Source organism: Streptomyces sp. NPDC059373 (assembly GCF_042751495.1).
In the GTDB taxonomy this organism is placed as follows: Bacteria; Actinomycetota; Actinomycetes; order Streptomycetales; family Streptomycetaceae; genus Actinacidiphila.
This window is the reverse complement of record NZ_JBHYXC010000058.1, coordinates 1-18,923: the sequence shown is the minus strand read 5'-3', so window position 1 is coordinate 18,923 and position 18,923 is coordinate 1. Positions and strand designations below refer to the sequence as shown.

Below are 18,923 nucleotides of genomic sequence, written 5' to 3'. Positions count from 1 at the left end.
CGCGGTGGCCGAGCCTGTTCGTGTGCGCAGACTGACCGGCCAGGAGGGGCAGAAGCTGCAGCAGATCGTGCGTCGGGGCAGTACCAACTCTGTGCACTATCGGCGCGCGATAATGCTGCTGGCCTCGGCTGGCGGGAACCGCGTGCCAGTGATTGCCCAGCTGGTGCAGGCCGACGAGGACACCGTCCGAGATGTGATCCACCGCTTCAACGAGATCGGCCTGGCCTGCCTGGACCCTCAGTGGGCGGGAGGCCGTCCCCGCCGACTCAACCTTGACGACAAGGACTTCGTCATCCAGACGGCCGCCACCCGCCCCGCCAAACTCGGCCAGCCCTTCACCCGCTGGTCACTGCGCAAACTCGTCGCCTACCTGCGGAAAGTCCACGGCCGGGTGATCCGGATCGGCCGCGAGACTTTACGCAGCCTGCTCGCCCGCCGCAGTGTCACCTTCCAGCGCATCAAGAGATGGAAGGAATCACCCGAGCCGCTGCGGACAACCTCTCCGGTGCCATGCCCTCCGTGACGCTCAGCTCCTGGGTCCCTACGACAGACAGCAGTTCGAGCTGCTCGGCTCCCGGGCTTCCGGGCGGGGCGGTGAACCACAGCAGGCGTTGCCGTCCGTCCTCGCTGAGGAGGTTGTAGCAGTCGAGTTCGATGACGCCGAGCATGGGGTGGACGATCCTCTTGTGGTCCATGCGGCGCACCGCGACGTCGTGGGTGTCCCAGAGGGCTGCGAACTCCTGGCTGCGGCGGCGTAGCACGGCGACCATCTTCGTGACCTCCGCGTCCCGGCCGCGCCGGGCGGCCGCTGCCTGGAGGTCGGCCACGAACACCCGGGAGTGGTGCGGGTGGTCCTCGGGCGGGTAGATCTCGCGCGCCTGCGGGTCGGTGAACCAGCGGTACACGAGGCTCGCCGCCGGGCCGCGGCCTGCCGGGGACCTGCCGAGCAGGGTCAGGGCCAGGTCGTTCTCCACCAGGGTTTCGTGCAGGTCGGTGATGATGCGCGCGGGGGTGTTGGACAGCCGGTCCAGGAGTCCGAGGAGCGCGGGCTGCACGTGTGCCGATGGTCCGTGTGCCGACGGGGGGATCGGCCGTTCGGCCAGGTGAAACAGGTGGTCGCGCTCGTCGCCGTTCAGGCGCAGGGCTCGGGCGAGGGCGGCCAGGGTCTGGGCCGAGGGCTGCACGCCGTTCTTCGCGCTGCCGCGTTCCAGCTCGGTGTAGTAGTCGGCCGACAGCCCTGCCAGCTGCGCGACTTCCTCGCGGCGCAGCCCGGGGACGCGCCGGCGCGGGCCTTGGGGGAGACCGACCTCGGCGGGGCGGATGCGGTCGCGGCGCGTCCTGAGGAAGGCACCGAGTTCTGGAAGGTTCACCCCTCCATGGTCGCTCGTACGCCGGAGCGCAGCCAGGGGGTGGCATCCCCTGGGTAGACGCAGCCCTGGCTAGGGACGGTGGACCGGCCGATCGTGGAGGACGCAGCAGGGCAACGGCAAGACCGCGGCCCGACCCCCTTCCACCACAGGAGTCAGCCATGCCTGTCCCCACTTCCCCCGACGGGACCGCTGCCTCGGCCCAGCCCGCCGCCTCACCCCGTGTCGCGATCGTCACCGGCGGCTCGCGCGGCATCGGCCGCCGGACCGTCGGCAAGCTGGCCGCCGACGGGTACGCCGTCGTGGTCGGCTACGCCGGCAACCAGGACGAGGCCGAAGCCGCCGTGAAGGAGGCCGTCACCAGCGGCGGCCGGGCGATCGCAGTGCGCGCGGACGTCGCCGACGAACGCGCGGTCGCGGCCTTGTTCGACGCGGCCGAAGCAGAATTCGGCGGCGTCGACGTAGTCGTGCACGCGGCCGGGCGGATGCAACTCGCTCCGATCGCCGAGCTGGACCTGGCCGTCCTGGACGACCTGCACCGCACCAACATCCGCGGCGCGTTCGTCGTCCTCCAGCAGGCCGCCCGTCGTGTGCGCCCCGGCGGCGCGATCGTGACGTTCTCCACGTCCGTGGTGGGGCTGGCCTTCCCGGGCTACGGCGCGTACGCGGCCAGCAAGGGCGCGGTCGAGGCGCTGACGCTGATCCTGGCCCGGGAGCTGCGGGGCCGGGACGTCACCGCCAACACCGTCGCGCCCGGCCCCACGGCCACCGACCTGTTCCTGGACGGCAAGGACGAGGAGACCATCGCCCACCTGGCCGCCCAGCCCCCGCTGGAGCGCCTCGGTACCCCGGCCGACATCGCCGAGGTCGTCGCGTTCCTGGCCTCCCCGACCGGCCACTGGATCAACGGACAGGTCATCCGCGCCAACGGCGGAATCATCTGAACCGCCCGCAGCCATTCCATCGATCAACGAAAGGCCCTGTCATGACGAACGACGAAACAGGGAAGGTCATCCTCGTCACCGGGGCCTCCAGCGGCATCGGGGCACTGTCCGTGCGTGCTCTGGCCCTCGCCGGTCACACCGTGTACGCGGGCATCCGCCAGATCGCGACCCGCAACGCGACCGCGGCGGCCGACCTGACGCGCTACGGCACCGACCACCGGGTCGACGTGCACGCCGTCGAGCTGGACGTCACCTCCCAGGACTCCGCCGACGCCGCGGTCGACCGGATCCTCGCCGAGCGCGGCCGGCTGGACGCGGTCGTGCACAACGCCGGGCACATGGTCCTGGGCGCCGCCGAGGCGTTCACCACCGAGCAGTTCGCGGACCTGTACGACGTGAATGTTCTGGGCACCCAGCGCGTCAACCGCGCCGCCCTGCCGAAGTTGCGTGAGCAGGGCTCGGGGCTGCTGGTGTGGATCGGCAGCTCCAGTACCCGCGGCGGCTGCCCCCCGTTCCTGGCCCCGTACTTCGCCGCCAAGGCCGCGATGGACGCCCTGGCCGTCCGCTACGCCGCCGAAGTGCTCCCGTTCGGCATCGACACCGCGATCGTGGTGCCCGGTGCGTTCACCACCGGCACCAACCACTTCGCCAACGCGGGCGCCCCCGCCGACGTCGACCGTGCGGAAGCCTACGACCAGCGTCACCAACCCCTTATGAGCGATCTGGGCAAGCGCCTGGCCGCGCTCATCCCTTCGGACGCCGATGTGACCGAGGTCGCTGAAGACGTCGCGCGACTGGTCGCGATGAAGCACGGCACTCGGCCTCTGCGCACCCACATAGACCCCAGTCGAGACGGCAGCGAAGTTGTCTCCGCGGTCGCCGACCGCATCCGCGCCGACTTCTTCCGCCGCATCGGGCTGGACAGCCTGCTCACCGCAGGCAGCTCCCTGTAACGCCCCACTGAGAGAAGGAACGACCAGTCATGCCTTTCGCGAACTTCAAGGTCCTCGAGAAGACCCTCACCCCGAAGCAGAAGGAGGAGATCGTCACCCGCACCACCGAGCTGTATGTCGAGCTCTACGGCGAGCGCGCCCGCGCCACCACCATGGTTCTGATCGAAGAGGTCCCCGACGGCGGCTGGGGCATCTCCGGCAACGTGCTGACTCTCGCCATGCTCGGCGGCGAGGCACCAACAGACACCAGCGGCGCCTGACCGCACCGGCCGGCATTCGGCCAGGACAGCACCTTTGAAACCGAGGGCCCCCGGGTCGAGCGTGCGCCACACGGCCTCGTTCATCCGGGGGTCGGTGAGATCAGCGAAGCCCTTCACTGTGTCCCCGTACAGGACGTCCATGTCGAACAACCCGGGGCCCGTGATCATGCCGCTGCGGACCATGTGGACGCCACTGCGCGACGGCGCGAATTGGCCTGCTGGAGAGGTCCGCCTGCTCTCGCTCCCTATGTGACCGATGGAGCCGGTGCGTGCCGTCTCGGTCCGACACCCCCAGCAGCCGAACCGGATGTCACCGTGCATCCAACCGCCCGGACGACCACCCCGGCGAACGTTCCCGGTCAGAGCACTCGACCAGCCGCTTTGCGGACTCCTCAAGTGTCACGGAGGGTCTCCGCAATTCCAGTACCTGCGCCATGAAGGACGGCGGTAACGGTGTGAGCCGAGCCTGGACTCCGCAGACGCCTGGGCGTCACGTCAGGCCGACGACCAGCAGAACGAATGCCGCGACGATGACGCCGACGCGCACAGAGTGGAACCGGTCCCAGCGGCCGATCTGCTGCTTCCAATCCGCCGGGACGCTGTCGTGGGTCCACCGGGCGACGCGGGAGTTGATCGGGACGAGCAGGGTGATCGCCATCAGCACGCTCAGGACGAGCAAGGCGGTGGCGGTGACGACAAGCCCCTCCCTGGCGTCGCCCCACGCCAGAACCGCCCAGATCGCACCGAGTACGACCGAGCCGACGTACCAGAACGGCATCACCTTGCCGAGGACCCGGGCTCCGTCGCTGCGGGCCGCGAGGCCGCCGTCGTTCGGCAGCCGGTCGAAGATCGGGTTGACGAAGGCCGCCACCGCGAACTCCACGCCCACCAGCAGTCCGACGACCACGACTGTGATGACGGCCAGTGCGTTCTGCATGACCCCTCCCGAGGCTTGGGTCTGTCGCGTTTTCTAGCATCGCTAGATTGTGATGCAATGCTAGATGGGTCAGTGCTCGAATGTCTAGCATCGCTAGGTCAGAGGTGTGCCGGCAGGAGCGCAAGGAGCGTGAGCGGGCCGACCGCCACCAGCTGATCGTCGCGACGGCCAGCGAAAGCGTCACCTCCACTTCAGCCTCGACGGCCCCAGCGGGGCCGCCGAGGATCCGCGCTTCGCGCTGATCGCCGCAGGGGTGGCCGGCCTGCGTCGACTGCCGAACCGATCGTCAGTGCGGTCGGCGTAGTCCTGCGATGAGGAGCTCGACCAGTCGACGTGCGTCGTAGTGGGGATCGCTTTCTGCGCCGATGCAGAGGTTCCCGACGCCGCGCATGAGCTCGTAGGCCTCCAGGTCGGATCGAATCTCGCCAGAACCGGCCGCAGCGTCGAGCAGCTGGCTGCACACGGGCAGGAGGCGGTCGAGGAAGTAGGCGTGCAGCGTGTCGAAGCCGGCGTTGTCGGACTGCAGCACGGCGGCGAGTCCGTGCTTGGTGACCAGGAAATCGACGAAGAGGTTGATCCATCGCCCTAGTGCGGCGTGAGGAGTTGCGCTGGTCGCCAGCAGGGCTGGACCGGCCTCGGCGCAGGCCTCGACCTGGTGCCGGTAGACGGCGATGATGAGATCCGCTCGCGTCGGGAAGTGGCGGTAGATCGTGGCCGTCCCGACGCCGGCCTTGGCCGCGATGTCGCGTACCGGCGCTTCCACGCCTGACCTGACGAAGACCGCGGCGGCCGCGTCGAGCAGAGTCTCCTTGTTGCGCCGGGCGTCCGCTCGTTTGGGCGGGGCTGGGTGCCCTGCGCTCCGGTCGCTGTCGTTCACCGCGTCGTTCCTTCCGTTACCGAGATTGCTAAACGGGACAACGTTCCGTATCGTCAAACGGGACAAGGTTCCGTTTGCTCATGATGCCAGAGCAGGGGGCCGACAACCAATCACGCATTTGTCACCACGCTTCATCCGCAATGGAGGAGACACGGTCATGCAGTACCGCACCTTGGGCCGCACCGGTGTGCAGGTCAGCTCCCTCGCGCTCGGCGCGATGAACTTCGGCGAGATCGGGCGCACCACCCAGGACGAGGCCACAGCCATCGTCGATGCCGCTCTCGAGGGCGGGATCAACCTCATCGACACCGCCGACAGGTACAGCGGCGGCGAGTCGGAGGAGATGGTCGGCAAAGCCATCGCCGGACGCCGCGACGACATCGTGCTGGCCACGAAGGCGGGCATGGCCATGGGCGACGAGCGCAACCATCAGGGCAATTCGCGCCGCTGGTTGGTCACCGAGCTGGACAACAGCCTGCGCCGTCTCGGTGTCGACCACGTCGATCTCTACCAGATCCACCGGTGGGACCCGAGCACCGGCGACGAGGAGACGCTGTCGGCGTTGACCGACCTGCAGCGCGCGGGAAAGATCCGTTACTTCGGCTCGTCGACTTTCCCCGCATACCGCCTCGTACAAGCCCAGTGGACCGCTCGCGAGCATCATCTGAGCCGTTACGTCACCGAACAGCCCAGCTACTCGATCCTGCAGCGCGGAATCGAGACCGACGTGCTGCCCGTGACCGAGGAGTACGGGCTCGGTGTGCTGGTGTGGAGCCCGTTGGCTTCGGGCTGGCTGTCGGGCGCGATCCGTGAGGGCCAGGAAATCACCACCAGCCGCTCGACGTTGATGCCGCAACGCTTCGACACCGCCATCCCCTCCAACCGGGCCAGGCTCGACGCCGTCGAGCAGCTGGCCAAGGTCGCCGACGAGGCCGGCCTGACCATGATCCAGCTCGCGCTCGGATTCGTGACCGCGCATCCCGCCGTGACCAGCGCGCTCATCGGCCCCCGCACACTGGCCCACCTGCACTCGCAACTCGCCGCCGCTGACACCGTGCTCTCCGCCGACGTACTCGACGCGATCGACGCCACCGTCGCCCCCGGCACCGACCTGGCCGCGCACGAGAAGTTCGACACGCCGCCCGCGCTGCTCGACCCGTCACTGCGGCGCCGCTGATCGTCCGAGGGGAGAGGCTCCACATCCTCTCCCGCAGCTCCCGCACCCGCGGGAATCGCGCAGGTGCCCGGCGAGAGGCTGTTCTTCCTCCAACACGCCGGCACCCGCCGAGATCCGACGTGCTGCGGCTCCTCGCGGGTGAACGCCACGTCCTCGCTGCGATCGGCCAAGCGAATCAAGTCCCGCAATCTTCCGGAAACACGTTCCGCTTGAACCTCGGTACCGCGCCCGGTCGGCGCACTGCCGGTGTCGAAAGGACCAAGAGACCCATGCCACACACACCCCCGCCCCGTTTCGGGATCATCACCGCCCCCATGCAGGTCGACTACCACGACGTCCTGCGCGTCTGGCGCGAGGCGGACACGATCCCGGAGATCGAGCATGCGTGGTTGTTCGATCACCTCATGCCCATCGGCGGCGACCCGGACGGACCGACCTACGAAGGCTGGACACTGCTCTCGGCCCTGGCCGCCCACACCCGACGACTGCGGCTCGGCGTCCTGGTGACCAGCAACCGGTTCCGACCGCCCGCGATGCTGGCCAAGATCGCCACGACCGTCGACATCGTCTCCGGTGGACGGCTCGACTTCGGCATCGGCGCCGGGTCACGACCCAGCCATCCCCTGGCCCGGCGTGAGTACGAAGCACACGGCCTGCCCTACCACGACGCCGCGCACGCCGTGGGGAGCCTCGCCGAAGCCTGCACGGTGATCCGGCGGTTGTGGACCGAGGAGAAACCGTTCGACCACCACGGCACCTACCACCACCTCACCGGAGCGTTCGGCAACCCCAAGCCCGTCCAGCGCCCCCACCCGCCGATCCTCATCGGCGGACGCTCGTCCGCGACGCTGCGCGTGGTCGCCGAGCACGCCGACCTGTGGAACATCCCAGGCGGCGACATCGACGACGGCGTCCGCCGCAGCGCCCTGCTGGACCGCTACTGCGCCGAGATCGGTCGCGACCCCGCCTCGATCACCCGCTCGATCCACCTGCCCGTCTCCTACGACCAGCCCAGCGTCACCCAGCACGCGATCGGCGACGCGCTCGACGCCGGCTTCCGGCACATCGTCCTCGGACTGCCGGCGCCCTACCCCGCCGACGTCGCACGGTGGGTCACCGACGAGCTCATCAGCACGTCGTCCTAGCCGAGTCCCTCGGCTGGGACGCCGTGACCACGCGCCGACTGGCCGAGCGCGGCCCGTGCTCTACGGTCACTTCCGCAGCAAGCGGGGTTTCGCCGAGCGCAACCCCGCGCGCGACGACGCGATACCGGCCTCCCCTTCGCCGACGCGGCGACATCGGCGCCGCTGCGCGGGGCGTTCGGGACGCTGCTAGACACTTCGGCGATGTGGCGGGGAACGCCGAACCGACCCTGTTCGTCGAGGCTTTCCGGTCGGCCCTGCACGGCCTGGTCACGCAGCTCGGGCCGCCCTCCCCGGACAGAGGCATCGCGACGGCCGGATGTCCTGGTGGACCGGCCACAGGCAGGGCAAGTCCGGTGAGGCGTTGTCCAACTGGCCCGGCCGAGAACGTGAGCGGCACGTCGCTGAGACGCTGACCGCGGGCGAGTATCCCGTGATCGTCGTGCCTCATGACGATGGGCGACACCACGATGGACTTTCCCCGACGCCTCGCCTTCCGGGACGGCCGGATCTCAGCGGCCGCCCAGGGCTTTGGCCAGCCGCGCCTGCAGACGGCGGGCGGTGACGTCGACTCCGGTGTGGGCGGCGAGCATGTGGTGGACCTCGCGCTGGATCAGGCGCGTGAAGGTGACGTAGTGGCTGGTGGCGGGGCGGGCGCGGGCCTCGCGCAGGGCGCACCACAGAAGGGTGGTGTAGCCGGGGCGCCGCCCGCTGCCGGAGGGGGATGCGGAGGGCTCGGAGCCCTTGCCGTCGGGGCGGTCGTAGTACCAGGCGTCCGGGTTGCCGGGGGTGCAGGCGCTGTCGGGCGTCCCGTAAGCGGATTGCCGGGCCGGGGCGAACCCGGCCTGGAGCAGGGCGCGTTGGCTGTCCTTGCCGGTGAGGAAGCGGATCAGGTCGGCGGCGTCGTCCGGTCGGGAGCTGGTGGCCGTGACGCCGAGGCTCTGTCCGCCCAGGGCGGCGACGCCGGGCAGCCGGGCGACGCCGAAGCGGGTCGCGGAGGAGGAGGGGTCGAGGGCGGCGTCGAGCCGGTTGTACGCGTACGGCCAGTTGCGCATCAGTACGCTCGCGCCCTGGGCGAACTCGGCGAGGCTGACGGATTCGTCGGCCTCGAGGGACTCGGGGTTGAGGTAGTCGGCGGTGGTGAGGCGGTTCAGCTCGTCGAGGCCCCTGCGGAGGTCCGCCTCGGTGCCGATGTAGCGGCCTTCGCCGTCGACGAGGTTGACGCCGGCGGTCCAGAACGCCTCCAGCGTGTTGACGGTCAGGCCCTCGTAGGCGCGCAGTTGGGTCGTATAGGTGGTGTGCCCGGTTGGGCGTACGGCGGCGAGCAGATCGCCGAGCCGCTGGTACGACGCGAGGTCGGCCGGGCGGGGGCCCGCCTTGATGAGGTCGTCGGTGCGGTAGTAGAGGAGGCCGACGTCGGTATTGAAGGGGACGGCGTACGTCTTGCCCTTCCAGCGGCCGGCATCGGCGGCCTGCGGGAGGAAGTCGCCGTCGAGCAGGGACGGGGAGAGCGGCCGGATGAGGCCGCTGTCGGCGAACTCGGGGATCCAGGTGATGTCGAGGTTGACGACGTCGTACGTGGCTGTGCCGGACTGGAGGGCGCCGACGAGTTCGCTGCGCTGGTCGTCCGTGGCGCGGGGAAGTTCGACGAGTTGGGCGGGCCGCTTGGGGTTGCGTCGGTTCCACTCGTCGATCAGCTCGCGGCGGACTCCGGCGGACGTGGAGCTGGTGAGGTCGGCGCCGCTGGCGACCAGCAGCGGGCGGGAGGTCTCGGGGGCCGGGCCGGGGGCGGGAGCGGCGCCGCCGGCGCAGGCGGTGAGCACCGCCAGGGCGGCGAGGATCGCTCCGACGACGACCGGGATGGGCCCCGGCAGGAGCCTCATGTGAGGGCCTCCACCAGGCGGTCGGCGATGTCCTCGGAGGTGTCGATGCAGGTGCCGTCGTGCTCGGTGAGCTTCTTGTTGAAGGCGAGCGCGCAGCCGAAGTCCTCCAGTGAGACGACCACGACGGGCATCTTCAGTGGCGGATCCGGTGCGGTGGCGCGGGCGCTGTCCTCGTCGTCGGTGACCAGGACGAGGACGGACAGAGAGCTGGGCGCGTCCTGCAGGGTGGCGCTGATCGGCGCATCGCGCTTGACGGCCCCGAGCGCCCGCAGCGCGGCGTCGAGTTGGCCGCCGCTGTGCGTTCCGAGGGCCAGCACCGTGTCGCCGGGGACCGCGAGGATGCCGTAACGGTCCTCGGGGGTGAGGGACTTGGCGGCGCGCGTGAGGAGGGATCTGATCACCGGGATGTTGCCGCCCGAGTACGCCGAGCTGGAGACGTCGACCGCGAAGAGCACGTCGCGGCGCCCCTCCCCCGCGGCGGCGTACGAGGCGAGGAGAGCGGAGATGCGCGCGGCCGACGCGGAACCGCCGCCCGTGACGGGGCGGACGGCGTAGCGGTAGTCCCGCCACGAGCCGGCGGCGGCAGCGGTCGTACGGAAGCCCTGGGCGGCGAGTTCGCGCTGCCCGGAGGGGGAGGTGAGCCAGGCGGCGAGGCGCTGGACGGCGGCGGTGCGGTCGGCGCGGTCGGAATGACTGGTCTCCCAGGTGACGGGGATGTACGTGAGGTCCAGCGGGGGCACGTCGCGCGGGTAGTAGACGGCGTACGAATCGGTCGAGTCGCCCAGGCACGGCGGGCGGGAGTCCAGGTTCGTCGTGAGGGCGGCGACGGTGGACTCGGCGGTGAGGAGGGCGAGCCGCTGCGGCGGGGAGTCGCTGAGGCCGGTGCGGGCCTGGCAGACCAGCTCACGGTCGTCGGTGGCGGTGAAGCTCCTGGCCGAGGCCGGGAGGTGCAGCAGCAGGTCCAGGGCCGCGTCGGAGGACCGGGGGTCGGCGCTGCGTACGGTGACGCCCTTGTCGCCGGCGGCCTTCACCAGCTGGGCGAGGGTGCTGCCGGTGCGCTCCGCGCCGGGCAGGTCCTCCGTCGCCGCGACGACGGCGGGCGATCGGGCCAGGGTGCGGGGCGTGCCGAAGTCCACGACGCTTTCCGGGCGTTGGGCCGCTTCTTGGACCCGGGTGTACGCGGACGAGGACTCGGGGATCCAGACATCCGGGTGGGCGCCCACCTCCACGAGCGGGCTGTGGCAGGTGGCTGACGTGGACGACGCGCAGGCCCGTTCGGGCTCCGCCCACGCGGCGGAGTCGCGGAAGGCGGCGGCCACCTTGTCGGTGGGGGCGGAGTAGACCGTGGTGTTGATCTGGCCGCAGCCGCGCGGGCGGCTGCCGTCGCCGGTCAGCGGGATCGTGGCCTCGGCGCTCTCCTGGAAGGCGTCCAGTACGGAGGCCACCGCACCCCTCGTCTCCGGCGAGGTCAGCACCCGCAACTCCAGCGGCGCCGGGCACAGCGGCGCCGGGCGGTTGGCGGCCGTGTAGCCCGTGACCCCGCCGGCCAGCAGGGCGAGCGCGGTGCAGCCGCCGACGGCCCGGTGCCACAGCGGCTGGCCGGGCCCCGCGGTCCACGTCCAGCCGAAGGCCGCGTAACCGACGATGCGGCGCAGCCGCAGCCGTAAGCGGCCCAGGGCGCGCTGCCAGGCGGGGGTCGGGACGGGCCGACGGGCCTGGGAGAGCACGGTGTCGCCGGCGCCGCCGCTGGAACGCTCGGTCGGCTGCCACGGGTCGTAGTCGGCGTCGGGCATCTCGCCCTGCTCGGCGGCCAGTTCGCCGAGCCGGATGCCCAGCGTGCCGACGGTGACGGGGTCGTGGGTGTGCGTGCCCTCGCGCAGGACGCGGACGAGAGCGGTGGTGAAGGGGGTCGGGTCGATGCCGTCGCCCTTGTGGATGCGCGAGCCCACCCGGGAGGAGGTGATGAGCGAGAACGGCCGGTCGGGAAGCGGCAGCAGCCCGGCGTTCCCCGCGAAGCAGCAGTCCAGGACGAGGACGACCCGGTCCGCGCGTGAGGAGGCCAGCAGCTGGATCAGCGCGGTGTACGGGATGCCGTCGAGGCGTGCCCCGGCCTTCGTCGACTCGCGCGTCATGAGGTAGAGCTCGGGCCGGTCCCCTTCGAGGTCGATGTACCCGTGACCGCTGAAATAGCAGAACAGCAGGTCCTGCGCCTGCGCCACCGCCGTACGGATCGCCTCCAGCGCCCGGTCCCGGGTCGCCGGCTCGTCCAGCGTCTCCACGGTGCGCGGGATGAGCCGACCGAGGGCGCCGGAGGTGAGGACGGCCCGCAGCTGGGCCGTGTTGGCGTTGGCGGACGGGATGTTGGCGAAATCCAGGGCATGTTCGTACTTCGCCACCCCGATCAGCACCGCCCGCGAACGGGACGCGAAAGGCTCGTAGGCCATACCTGCGCCCGCCGGCCTACTCGCCGATGGCCTGGCGGATGCGGGCCGCCATCGCCTCCAGTTCGCCACGGGTGAGGGTGTCCCGGCCGGTCAGAACCACCTGCACGTCCCGGGCCTGGACGATGACCTTCAGATCGTCGGCCGGGCGGTTGCGGAGATGGTCGTAAACACAGCGCAGCAGGCTGAGCGCGGTCACCTGAAGGGTCTCCTGGAGCACCTGGACCAACAGGTCGTAGCCGATACCCATCGCGTCGCCGCCCGGACGCTCGCGGTGCTCCAGCAACGGCGCCAGCGCCTCGTCCGTACGGAGCCACAGCTCCAGCCTGCGCAGATCCTCGGCCGGGTCCTTGGCCCCGTCGAGTGTCACCGTCACCGCGTGCTCGTTCGTGGTCATGTGCGCGCCGCCTCCCCCGTCGTCGTCGACAGGCGTCCCGTCATCCCCACTCTACGCTGACGCATCATCAGTCGCCCAGTGGCGTGCAGTTGCCCGCGTAAACCTTCGGTACGTTCGTCCCCTGGCGGTGAACACGGAAGACGAGTCGGTGGCGGATCGGCACGCGGACTTTCTCGCGCTCTCCCGACTCATCTCGGCGCTCCCCGCCGTCAACAAGCAACAGCCCGCAGCCGAACGCTGCGACCTGCTTCCCTGCCGCGAGACCTCTCCCTGACCAGACGCCCTGCTGACGACAGAGCCCGATATTCCTCGGGGGGGAAGTTCACGGACTTCCCCCCCGAGGATCCCGGGTCTGCGTCAACACCCGGTCAGTACCGACGCGGCGCCGCGCTGCCAGGGCCCCCGCCGGCTGCGAATGGGGCCGCCGACGTCAATTCAGTAGCCGATGGTGAAGCGGCGCTGGACGAAGCGGGGCAGTTCCGCCTCGTCGACGAGGGCGACGGCGGCGTCCTCCGCCGAGATGCGGCTGCGCCCGTCCGCATCAAGGACCGGCTGATCGCCGCCGATCCGGAACCGGCCCGTACGCTCGCCGGGCGCGATGTCCTCCGCGGGGCTGAAGTAGGTCCACAACCGGTTGGAGGTGCGCAGGACGTCCAGGGCGTCCCGGTGGCCGCGCACCGCGGCGGCGTACTCCCTCGGTAAGCCGATCGCGTCGAGGGTCTCGTGCAACAGCTCGTCGGAGTCGGCCCGTACGAGTCCGGGCTCGATCTCCAGACTGCCGGCGCCGCCGATGACGATGAGCCGGGTCCGCGGATGGCGCTCCAGCGCCTTCAGGAGCGCTCGCGCGGCGGTGGCGTACACCGTGGGATCGGCGATCGAGCGGGCCACCGTGTCGGCGATGTCCTCAGCGGCATTTCCGGGCTGGAACCCGCTGATCAGGACGTCGAGGCCGGGTATGACGGCGGCGATGGCGTCGGCGTCGAGGACGTCGACGCTCTGCCAGACGACGTTCTTCCGGTCCTCGTCGATCCGCGTGGTGTCGCGGCTGAAAGCCGTGACGTGGTGCCCCCGGCCGAGTGCTTCGGTGACGACGCGACTGCCAATGCCGCCCGTGGCCCCGATGACTCCGATGTGCATGGTTCTCCCCTGGTGGTTGCTCATGCGTCAGTTGCCCTTGCCGTTGTCTTCTCTTCACGGCACACAGAGACTATACAGTGTGAAGTACTGATACGGCACTCAGCATCATGACGCTGTAGAGTGGCTGACCGTGGGTACCGTGGGAAGCACCAAAGGGCGCCGCGAGCGGTTGCGGGCCGAGACGACCGCCGAGATCAAGAAGGTCGCGCTGGAGTTGATGGCCTCGGGCGGGCCCGATGCCATCACGCTGCGGGCCATCGCTCGAGAGATGGGGATGACGGCCAACGCCATCTACGGCTACTTCGCCGCCCGTGACGACTTGGTCACCACGCTGATCAACAACGTCTACACCTCGCTGGCCGACACGGTGGACGCCGCCTGGGACGCCGCCCCCGCTCACGACCCGGCCGCCCGGATCCAGGCATGGGCCTGCGCCTTCAGGAACTGGGCACTGGCCAACCCCGAGGGTTTCCGCCTCATCTACGGTGACCCCGTACCCGGCTACCGCCCCCCCGAGGGCGGCGCCGCCCCGGACGCCGCCCACCGTGTCTGCACCGGCATCACCGCGCTGGCGGCCGCCGCCTGGCCGCACGCCGAAAACCGCTACGCGGACAGCGACTTCGAGTGGTCCGACTTCGACCCAGGTCTGCTGGACAAGGTCCGCCCGGCCTTCCCCGACCTGCCCCCGGCCGCCGTAGCCCTCGCCCTGCGTATCTGGAGCCACCTGCACGGCCTGGTGTCACTCGAGATCTACGGCCACCTGCAGACTCAGGCCCTCAGCCCGGAAAAGCTCTTCCGTGAGGAACTGGCCCAGCTCATCCGGTCCTTGGGCATCACCCCGCAGGGGTAACGGCCCTACCCAAAGAGCTCCGTCGAGTTGACCACTCGGCATGAGGGTGAGGGGTCCGCCGACCTTCGCGATGGCCCCCTCAGGCCGACCCCTGCCGCTTCGCCGGCTGGGTCTCGCACCCGAATTCCGGAGGGTCACTGTGGCATGCGCCTCCAACAGTTGGCCTCGGTGTCCCTGCTCGGCGCCTGTCGCATCACGGGAGTGTCACTTCTGGTTCATGCACGGTTGCGGGGTGCGTTCCCGGCAGTACGGTCTTGCCCTCAGGTACCGCACATTGGGGGACGTAATGACTCAGCCGCCGCAATGGGGACAGCAGCAATGGGGGCAACCCACTCAGCCCGTCCGGCAGCCCCCGGGGGCCCGGCCGAGGTGGGCGCGGAAACGGTACGTGCTGCCCGCGATCGGGTTCGCTTTCTTCCTCGGCATTGGTGCGGGGGCGAGCGGCAACTCTGGCAGTAAGCCGGCGGCGAAGTCATCGCCTGCTCCCGTCGCGGCTGTGACGGTTACCGCGACTACCACCGAGACGGTGAAGCCCAAGCCCACACCCACGCCCAAGCCGGCCGCGACGGTCACGGTGAAGGCCACGACCACGGTGCGGACGACGGTCACTGCCCAGGCTGCTGGTGGCAGTGGCGGCGGTTCGGGTGGTGGTGGTTCGACGTACTACGCGAACTGCACGGAGGTCCGTGCCGCTGGAGCCGCGCCCCTCTACCAGGGAGACCCGGGTTACAGGTCCGGCCTCGACCGTGACGGAGACGGCGTCGCCTGTGAAACCTGAGTGGCCTCGGCGTCCGTGAGGCCCGCCCGGCGCTCCGGGCGAGACCTCTAGGGCGCGCCGCCATGACAGTCCGTGGGTCCTGACGACTGTGCCCATGCCGATGTCCAGGTCTCGGCGTCAGAGTGGTGGAACCGCCCGGAGCAGAGGTGGTCGCGGAGCGCGGCGAGTGTCGGGTGCGGGTTGTCGCACTGCCATACCAGTGAGTGCGGGTAGACCGGTGTCGGATCACGCACGGCGATGCGCCGCAGGCCGTGGTCGGCGGGCCAGACGAGGCGCGTCTGCTCGCCGACGAAGGTCGCCAGTGACCGGGAGTCGGCGATGGTGTCCAGCAGGGGCTCGGTGCCGAAGTCGGGGCCGGTGATCTCGATGGTGAGCGCGAACGCGGCGGCGAGGTCAGCGTAGTAGGCGGCCGACTCGGTTCCGGGAACAAGACCGGGCATCCAGATCCGGTGCCCGACGAGTTCGGCAGGCGTGACCGCGCGGGCGGCGGCGAACTCGTGGGCCGGTCCAGTGAGAAGCTGGACGGGCTCGTCGAAGGCCCGGGCGACCTCGACGTCGTCGGGGAGCTGCCGGCCGGGCATGGTGACGGCGCGGAAGGACGCGTCGATCGTGCCGGACCGGATGGCGTCGATGGCCGCGTCGGCGTCGGAGAGGGTCACGACATCAAGCTCGGCCTCGGGGTGCGCGCGATGGAAGTCGCCCAGCAGGGCAGCCGGGCCGAGCCGTCGGCCGATCACGTCGACGCGCAGCGCGCGGCGGCCGGGACGTACGGAGGCGACTGCCCGCTCTTCGGCTCGTAGGAGATCGCGGGCGTGGGGCAGGAACGCCTGTCCGTCGATGGTGGGCTTCGCTCCTCGCGCGGTGCGGGTGAACAGCCGCACGCCGAGGGTCTTCTCCAGCGTGGCGATGCGTTTGGAGACGGCCTGTTGGGTGATCGACAATTCGGCGGCGGCGTCTTGGAACCGTCCCGCGTCCGCAGCGGTCACGAAGGTGCGCACAGCATCGAGATCCACGCCGGCCAGGCTATCTGCACAACGATCGGTTGTGCTTTCCTTGCGGGTCGGTTGTTTGATCCTGCCGTCTGCTACTCGCTTTGATGCCCATGGTCAGCGTGTGGTTGTTCAGGTCGGCGAGAGGTGCGTTGGGTATGACAGGTAGGCGGGCGCTGGGGCGGCGGTTCGGGTGGTTGTGGGCGGCGTATGCGGTCAGCTCGTACGGCACGGGGCTCGGGTTCGGTGCGTTTCCCCTGATCGCGGTCCTCGTGCTGCACTCCGGGCCGGCCCAGGTGGCGGCGCTGGCCGCCTCGGGGCGGGCCGTGGGAGCCCTGGTCGCGGTGCCGCTCGGTCCATGGGTCGAGTTCCGCCGTAAGCGGCCGGTCCTGGTGGCGATGGACCTGACCCGGTTCGCGGCGCTGATGAGTGTCCCCGCCGCGTTCGCGTTGGGCCGGCTCAGCTTCGTCCAACTCCTCGTCGTCTCCGTCGTCGTGGCCGCGGCCAACATCGCCTTCAACGCGGCCAGCGGTGCGTATCTGAAGGCGCTCGTGCCGCCGGAGGACCTGCTCGTCGCGAACGCCAGGTTCGAATCCACGACGTGGACCTCGACCACGGTCGGACCACCGCTCGGCGGCGCCGCGATCGGGCTGTTCGGCCCGGTGACGACCGTGGTGGCCGATGCGGTCAGCTACCTGCTCTCGGCGCTGGGCATCCGCGCCATCGGCGGGACGGAACCGCACCCCACGCGGACCGGTGCGCAGCGACTGCGGGCAGGCGATCTGCTCGAAGGCTGGCGTTACATCCTCACCCACCCCACGCTGCGCCCGCTGTTCTTCAACGTGATCGTGGTCAACGGCCTGATCATGGCCTCCGAGCCGCTGCTCGCCGTACTCCTGCTGGGCGGCCTCGGGTTCGCACCCTGGCAGTACGGTCTGGTGTTCGCGGCCCCCTGCGTCGGTGGTCTCGTCGGCTCACGCCTCGCGCGGCCACTCGCGGCGCGGTTCGGGCGGCACAAGGTGATGCGCACCGCCGGGGTGCTGCGTGCGTGCTGGCCTGTCGGCTTGGCGTTCGTCCGGCCCGGCGTTCCCGGGATGGTACTCATCATCACCCTCCAACTCGGACTGGTGACCTTCATCGGCCTGTTCAACCCGATGCTGGCCACCTACCGGCTCGACCACACCGCCCCAGACCGGGTCGCCCGCACCCTGACCGCCTGGTCGATCAGCAGCAGCGCCGCCATCGCGACCCTGACCGCCGTATGGGGTCTGCTGGCCGCCGTCACCAGCCCCCGCACCGCGATCGCGGTCGCCGGAGTCCTCCTCCTGGCCACCCCGCTGCTGCTCCCGCGCCGCGAGAACGCGCCCCAGAACAAGCTCACCGGAGTCCAAAAAGCCATCGATCGCGTCTGAAGCCGGAGCCTCGCTCCGGCAGGTCCCGCCAACGGGACGCCGGTACGGATTCGGAACAACGTCGACGGTCGCACAAGAGCAGGTGTCCGGGGCCGCCCAGCGGTCATCGCGCCGGTGGCGTCATCCGTTGGCCGCGTGTTCGCGATCCTGCTCGTCGTCCATGGCCTCATAGACCATGGTCTTGAGCCCCTCGGGGTCCGGAACGTGCTTCAAGGTCATCAGACCCTGCTCGGAACCAGACTCGATCTTGAGCGTCCCGCACCGGATGATCCGCTCCCACAGCGAAGACTCGAACGAGATGTCATTGACCCGCTCCAGCGGGATGCTGCGACCGGTCTTGGCCAGGAAACCGGCTCGCATGTGGATCCGCCGTGTGGTCAGGATGTAGATCGTGCTGCGCCACTTCAACAACGGGACCAGCCAGAACCACACGGAGACGAGCAGTCCCACACCGAGCACCACGTATGTCCCGGTCCTGGCCCAGTCCCGGCCATCCGGCAGCGCCCAGCCGGCTGCCCCGACTATTGCCCAGATGAGACACAACACTGCGAACTCGCCGACGAGCTGGGTCCAGTGCTGCCGGGTGACGTGGATGAGCTCTTCATCCTCGGCGAGATAGCGATCAACAGTAGGCATGGCGCGCATCTTGGCACACCACCCAACTGCCACCTACGGGCAGGCGGAGCCGGGACGGCGTGGTTACGGCCAACCCGGCCCCGTAACGGGCTGCCGGGGCAATGAGCCGCAGGTCCGAGTGCACGGATGCAGATGATGCGGACGGCGGGCGATCTTCTTCACCGCGCTCTTAAGAGTCGGCGCGTACCAAGGATACGAAGGCGTCAGGCGCCTCTCAGTCAACCGACCACCGGGAACATCCGCCATGACAACCGAATCTGCTCCTCGGGACGACAGTTGGGACGACGTGGTCCTCGACGAAGCCTTTGTCCGCAATGCCCAGGCCCACGAGCTCTCCGGCAGGGCCAGGATGCTCAGCGCCCTCTGGAAACGGGAAGCCCCGGAACCCCAGCCCTGGCGCAGTGACGCACCCCCCGCCGGCTGGTTCTGGAGCAAGGCCCGCGCCCGACGACGCCGCAGGCGCTGAACAGCTGCCCCGGAGATCTACTCCATCGCGCGGCCGGACGCGCCGTCGGCGCCCGACGGCTAACGACGAAGCAGACCGGGCCGGAGCGGACGCGGAGTGGGGTGGGACGCCGGCGGCGCTAGGCATGTCTGGCGCGACGTGGCACGATTTCATGGGTGACCAGCACACCCGACACGGCGCAGCGCCTGAGTGACCTCGCGCGGTTGCGCCGCGTCCGCGACCGGATCGACCGGGAGTACGCGCAGCCGCTGGACGTCGAGGCGCTCGCCCGCGGCGC

At 70.1% G+C, this 18,923-nt stretch carries 19 protein-coding genes and 2 pseudogenes; 12 read left to right on the top strand and 9 right to left on the bottom strand.

Translation table 11 applies throughout. The features are described from left to right. Window positions 1-4: 4 nt before the first annotated feature. Window positions 5-499: pseudogene (locus ACFXJ5_RS38005) on the top strand (helix-turn-helix domain-containing protein); the annotation flags it as partial. Here the strand turns inward: ACFXJ5_RS38005 and ACFXJ5_RS38000 are convergent. Further along, window positions 459-1,370 (bottom strand): helix-turn-helix transcriptional regulator, encoded by a 912-nt coding sequence (locus ACFXJ5_RS38000; protein ID WP_384642027.1) that lies wholly within the window; start codon window positions 1,368-1,370, stop codon window positions 459-461. The pseudogene ACFXJ5_RS38005 and the gene ACFXJ5_RS38000 sit on opposite strands and share 41 nt — an antisense overlap. A gap of 158 nt (window positions 1,371-1,528) precedes the next feature. On the opposite strand from ACFXJ5_RS38000, the gene ACFXJ5_RS37995 reads away from it, so the two are divergent. Genes ACFXJ5_RS37995 through ACFXJ5_RS37985 form a run of 3 tightly spaced genes read left to right on the top strand, consistent with a single transcriptional unit; the run spans window position 1,529 to window position 3,524 of the window. Continuing rightward, the gene (locus ACFXJ5_RS37995) at window positions 1,529-2,311 is read left to right on the top strand and encodes an SDR family oxidoreductase (RefSeq protein ID WP_384642025.1); all 783 of its coding nucleotides are present in this window, start codon (window positions 1,529-1,531) and stop codon (window positions 2,309-2,311) included. Between the two features lie 41 nt (window positions 2,312-2,352). Further along, a complete protein-coding gene (locus ACFXJ5_RS37990; RefSeq protein ID WP_384642022.1) occupies window positions 2,353-3,264 on the top strand; it encodes an SDR family NAD(P)-dependent oxidoreductase in 912 nt (303 codons plus the stop codon). 29 nt (window positions 3,265-3,293) lie between these two features. Continuing rightward, window positions 3,294-3,524: a tautomerase family protein gene (locus tag ACFXJ5_RS37985; protein WP_384642019.1), complete on the top strand. Its 231-nt coding sequence runs from the start codon at window positions 3,294-3,296 to the stop codon at window positions 3,522-3,524. Window positions 3,525-4,014: 490 nt separating this feature from the next. Here the strand turns inward: ACFXJ5_RS37985 and ACFXJ5_RS37980 are convergent, their stop codons facing one another. Then, the gene (locus tag ACFXJ5_RS37980) at window positions 4,015-4,461 is read right to left on the bottom strand and encodes an anthrone oxygenase family protein (RefSeq protein WP_384642016.1); all 447 of its coding nucleotides are present in this window, start codon (window positions 4,459-4,461) and stop codon (window positions 4,015-4,017) included. A gap of 286 nt (window positions 4,462-4,747) precedes the next feature. Beyond that, window positions 4,748-5,338: a TetR/AcrR family transcriptional regulator gene (locus ACFXJ5_RS37975; protein WP_384642014.1), complete on the bottom strand. Its 591-nt coding sequence runs from the start codon at window positions 5,336-5,338 to the stop codon at window positions 4,748-4,750. Window positions 5,339-5,495: 157 nt separating this feature from the next. Here ACFXJ5_RS37975 and ACFXJ5_RS37970 point away from each other — a divergent pair, with 157 nt between their 5' ends. After that, window positions 5,496-6,515 carry an aldo/keto reductase gene (locus ACFXJ5_RS37970; RefSeq protein WP_384642011.1) on the top strand — a complete coding sequence of 340 codons (1,020 nt, stop codon included), beginning with the start codon at window positions 5,496-5,498 and terminating at the stop codon, window positions 6,513-6,515. A gap of 269 nt (window positions 6,516-6,784) precedes the next feature. Beyond that, the gene (locus tag ACFXJ5_RS37965) at window positions 6,785-7,660 is read left to right on the top strand and encodes an LLM class flavin-dependent oxidoreductase (protein ID WP_384642008.1); all 876 of its coding nucleotides are present in this window, start codon (window positions 6,785-6,787) and stop codon (window positions 7,658-7,660) included. A 509-nt stretch (window positions 7,661-8,169) separates the two neighbouring features. Here the strand turns inward: ACFXJ5_RS37965 and ACFXJ5_RS37960 are convergent. The 3 genes from ACFXJ5_RS37960 to ACFXJ5_RS37950 are packed head-to-tail and all read right to left on the bottom strand — an operon-like array spanning window position 8,170 to window position 12,378. Continuing rightward, complete coding sequence (locus tag ACFXJ5_RS37960) at window positions 8,170-9,540, bottom strand: extracellular solute-binding protein (RefSeq protein ID WP_384642005.1); 1,371 nt, start codon at window positions 9,538-9,540, stop codon at window positions 8,170-8,172. Next, window positions 9,537-11,984, bottom strand: coding sequence for a caspase, EACC1-associated type (locus ACFXJ5_RS37955; protein WP_384642003.1), 2,448 nt, complete (start codon window positions 11,982-11,984; stop codon window positions 9,537-9,539). The genes ACFXJ5_RS37960 and ACFXJ5_RS37955 overlap by 4 nt, the downstream gene beginning before the upstream one ends. Before the next feature lie 16 nt (window positions 11,985-12,000). Beyond that, complete coding sequence (locus tag ACFXJ5_RS37950; RefSeq protein ID WP_384642000.1) at window positions 12,001-12,378, bottom strand: effector-associated constant component EACC1; 378 nt, start codon at window positions 12,376-12,378, stop codon at window positions 12,001-12,003. A gap of 127 nt (window positions 12,379-12,505) precedes the next feature. Between ACFXJ5_RS37950 and ACFXJ5_RS37945 the strand changes: the two genes are divergently transcribed. Next, window positions 12,506-12,652, top strand: coding sequence for a hypothetical protein (locus ACFXJ5_RS37945; RefSeq protein WP_384641998.1), 147 nt, complete (start codon window positions 12,506-12,508; stop codon window positions 12,650-12,652). Between the two features lie 161 nt (window positions 12,653-12,813). On the opposite strand, the gene ACFXJ5_RS37940 is transcribed toward ACFXJ5_RS37945, so the two are convergent. Further along, the gene (locus tag ACFXJ5_RS37940; RefSeq protein ID WP_384641996.1) at window positions 12,814-13,515 is read right to left on the bottom strand and encodes an NAD(P)-dependent oxidoreductase; all 702 of its coding nucleotides are present in this window, start codon (window positions 13,513-13,515) and stop codon (window positions 12,814-12,816) included. Between the two features lie 139 nt (window positions 13,516-13,654). Between ACFXJ5_RS37940 and ACFXJ5_RS37935 the strand changes: the two genes are divergently transcribed. After that, window positions 13,655-14,365, top strand: coding sequence for a TetR/AcrR family transcriptional regulator (locus ACFXJ5_RS37935; protein WP_384641993.1), 711 nt, complete (start codon window positions 13,655-13,657; stop codon window positions 14,363-14,365). Between the two features lie 496 nt (window positions 14,366-14,861). After that, window positions 14,862-15,143 carry an excalibur calcium-binding domain-containing protein gene (locus ACFXJ5_RS37930; RefSeq protein ID WP_384641991.1) on the top strand — a complete coding sequence of 94 codons (282 nt, stop codon included), beginning with the start codon at window positions 14,862-14,864 and terminating at the stop codon, window positions 15,141-15,143. Between the two features lie 47 nt (window positions 15,144-15,190). Here the strand turns inward: ACFXJ5_RS37930 and ACFXJ5_RS37925 are convergent, their stop codons facing one another. Further along, on the bottom strand, window positions 15,191-16,156 hold the full coding sequence (locus ACFXJ5_RS37925) for a LysR family transcriptional regulator (RefSeq protein WP_384641988.1): 966 nt from the start codon (window positions 16,154-16,156) through the stop codon (window positions 15,191-15,193). Window positions 16,157-16,290: 134 nt separating this feature from the next. Here ACFXJ5_RS37925 and ACFXJ5_RS37920 point away from each other — a divergent pair, with 134 nt between their 5' ends. Further along, window positions 16,291-17,544: an MFS transporter gene (locus ACFXJ5_RS37920; RefSeq protein ID WP_384641985.1), complete on the top strand. Its 1,254-nt coding sequence runs from the start codon at window positions 16,291-16,293 to the stop codon at window positions 17,542-17,544. Between the two features lie 120 nt (window positions 17,545-17,664). Here the strand turns inward: ACFXJ5_RS37920 and ACFXJ5_RS37915 are convergent, their stop codons facing one another. Then, a complete protein-coding gene (locus ACFXJ5_RS37915) occupies window positions 17,665-18,189 on the bottom strand; it encodes a PH domain-containing protein (RefSeq protein WP_384641983.1) in 525 nt (174 codons plus the stop codon). A gap of 235 nt (window positions 18,190-18,424) precedes the next feature. On the opposite strand from ACFXJ5_RS37915, the gene ACFXJ5_RS37910 reads away from it, so the two are divergent. Both ACFXJ5_RS37910 and ACFXJ5_RS37905 read left to right on the top strand, forming a co-directional pair. Further along, window positions 18,425-18,646, top strand: a complete 222-nt coding sequence (locus ACFXJ5_RS37910; protein WP_384641980.1) for an SGM_3592 family protein — start codon at window positions 18,425-18,427, stop codon at window positions 18,644-18,646. Between the two features lie 155 nt (window positions 18,647-18,801). Beyond that, a pseudogene (locus ACFXJ5_RS37905) lies at window positions 18,802-18,923 on the top strand (AraC family transcriptional regulator); the annotation flags it as partial.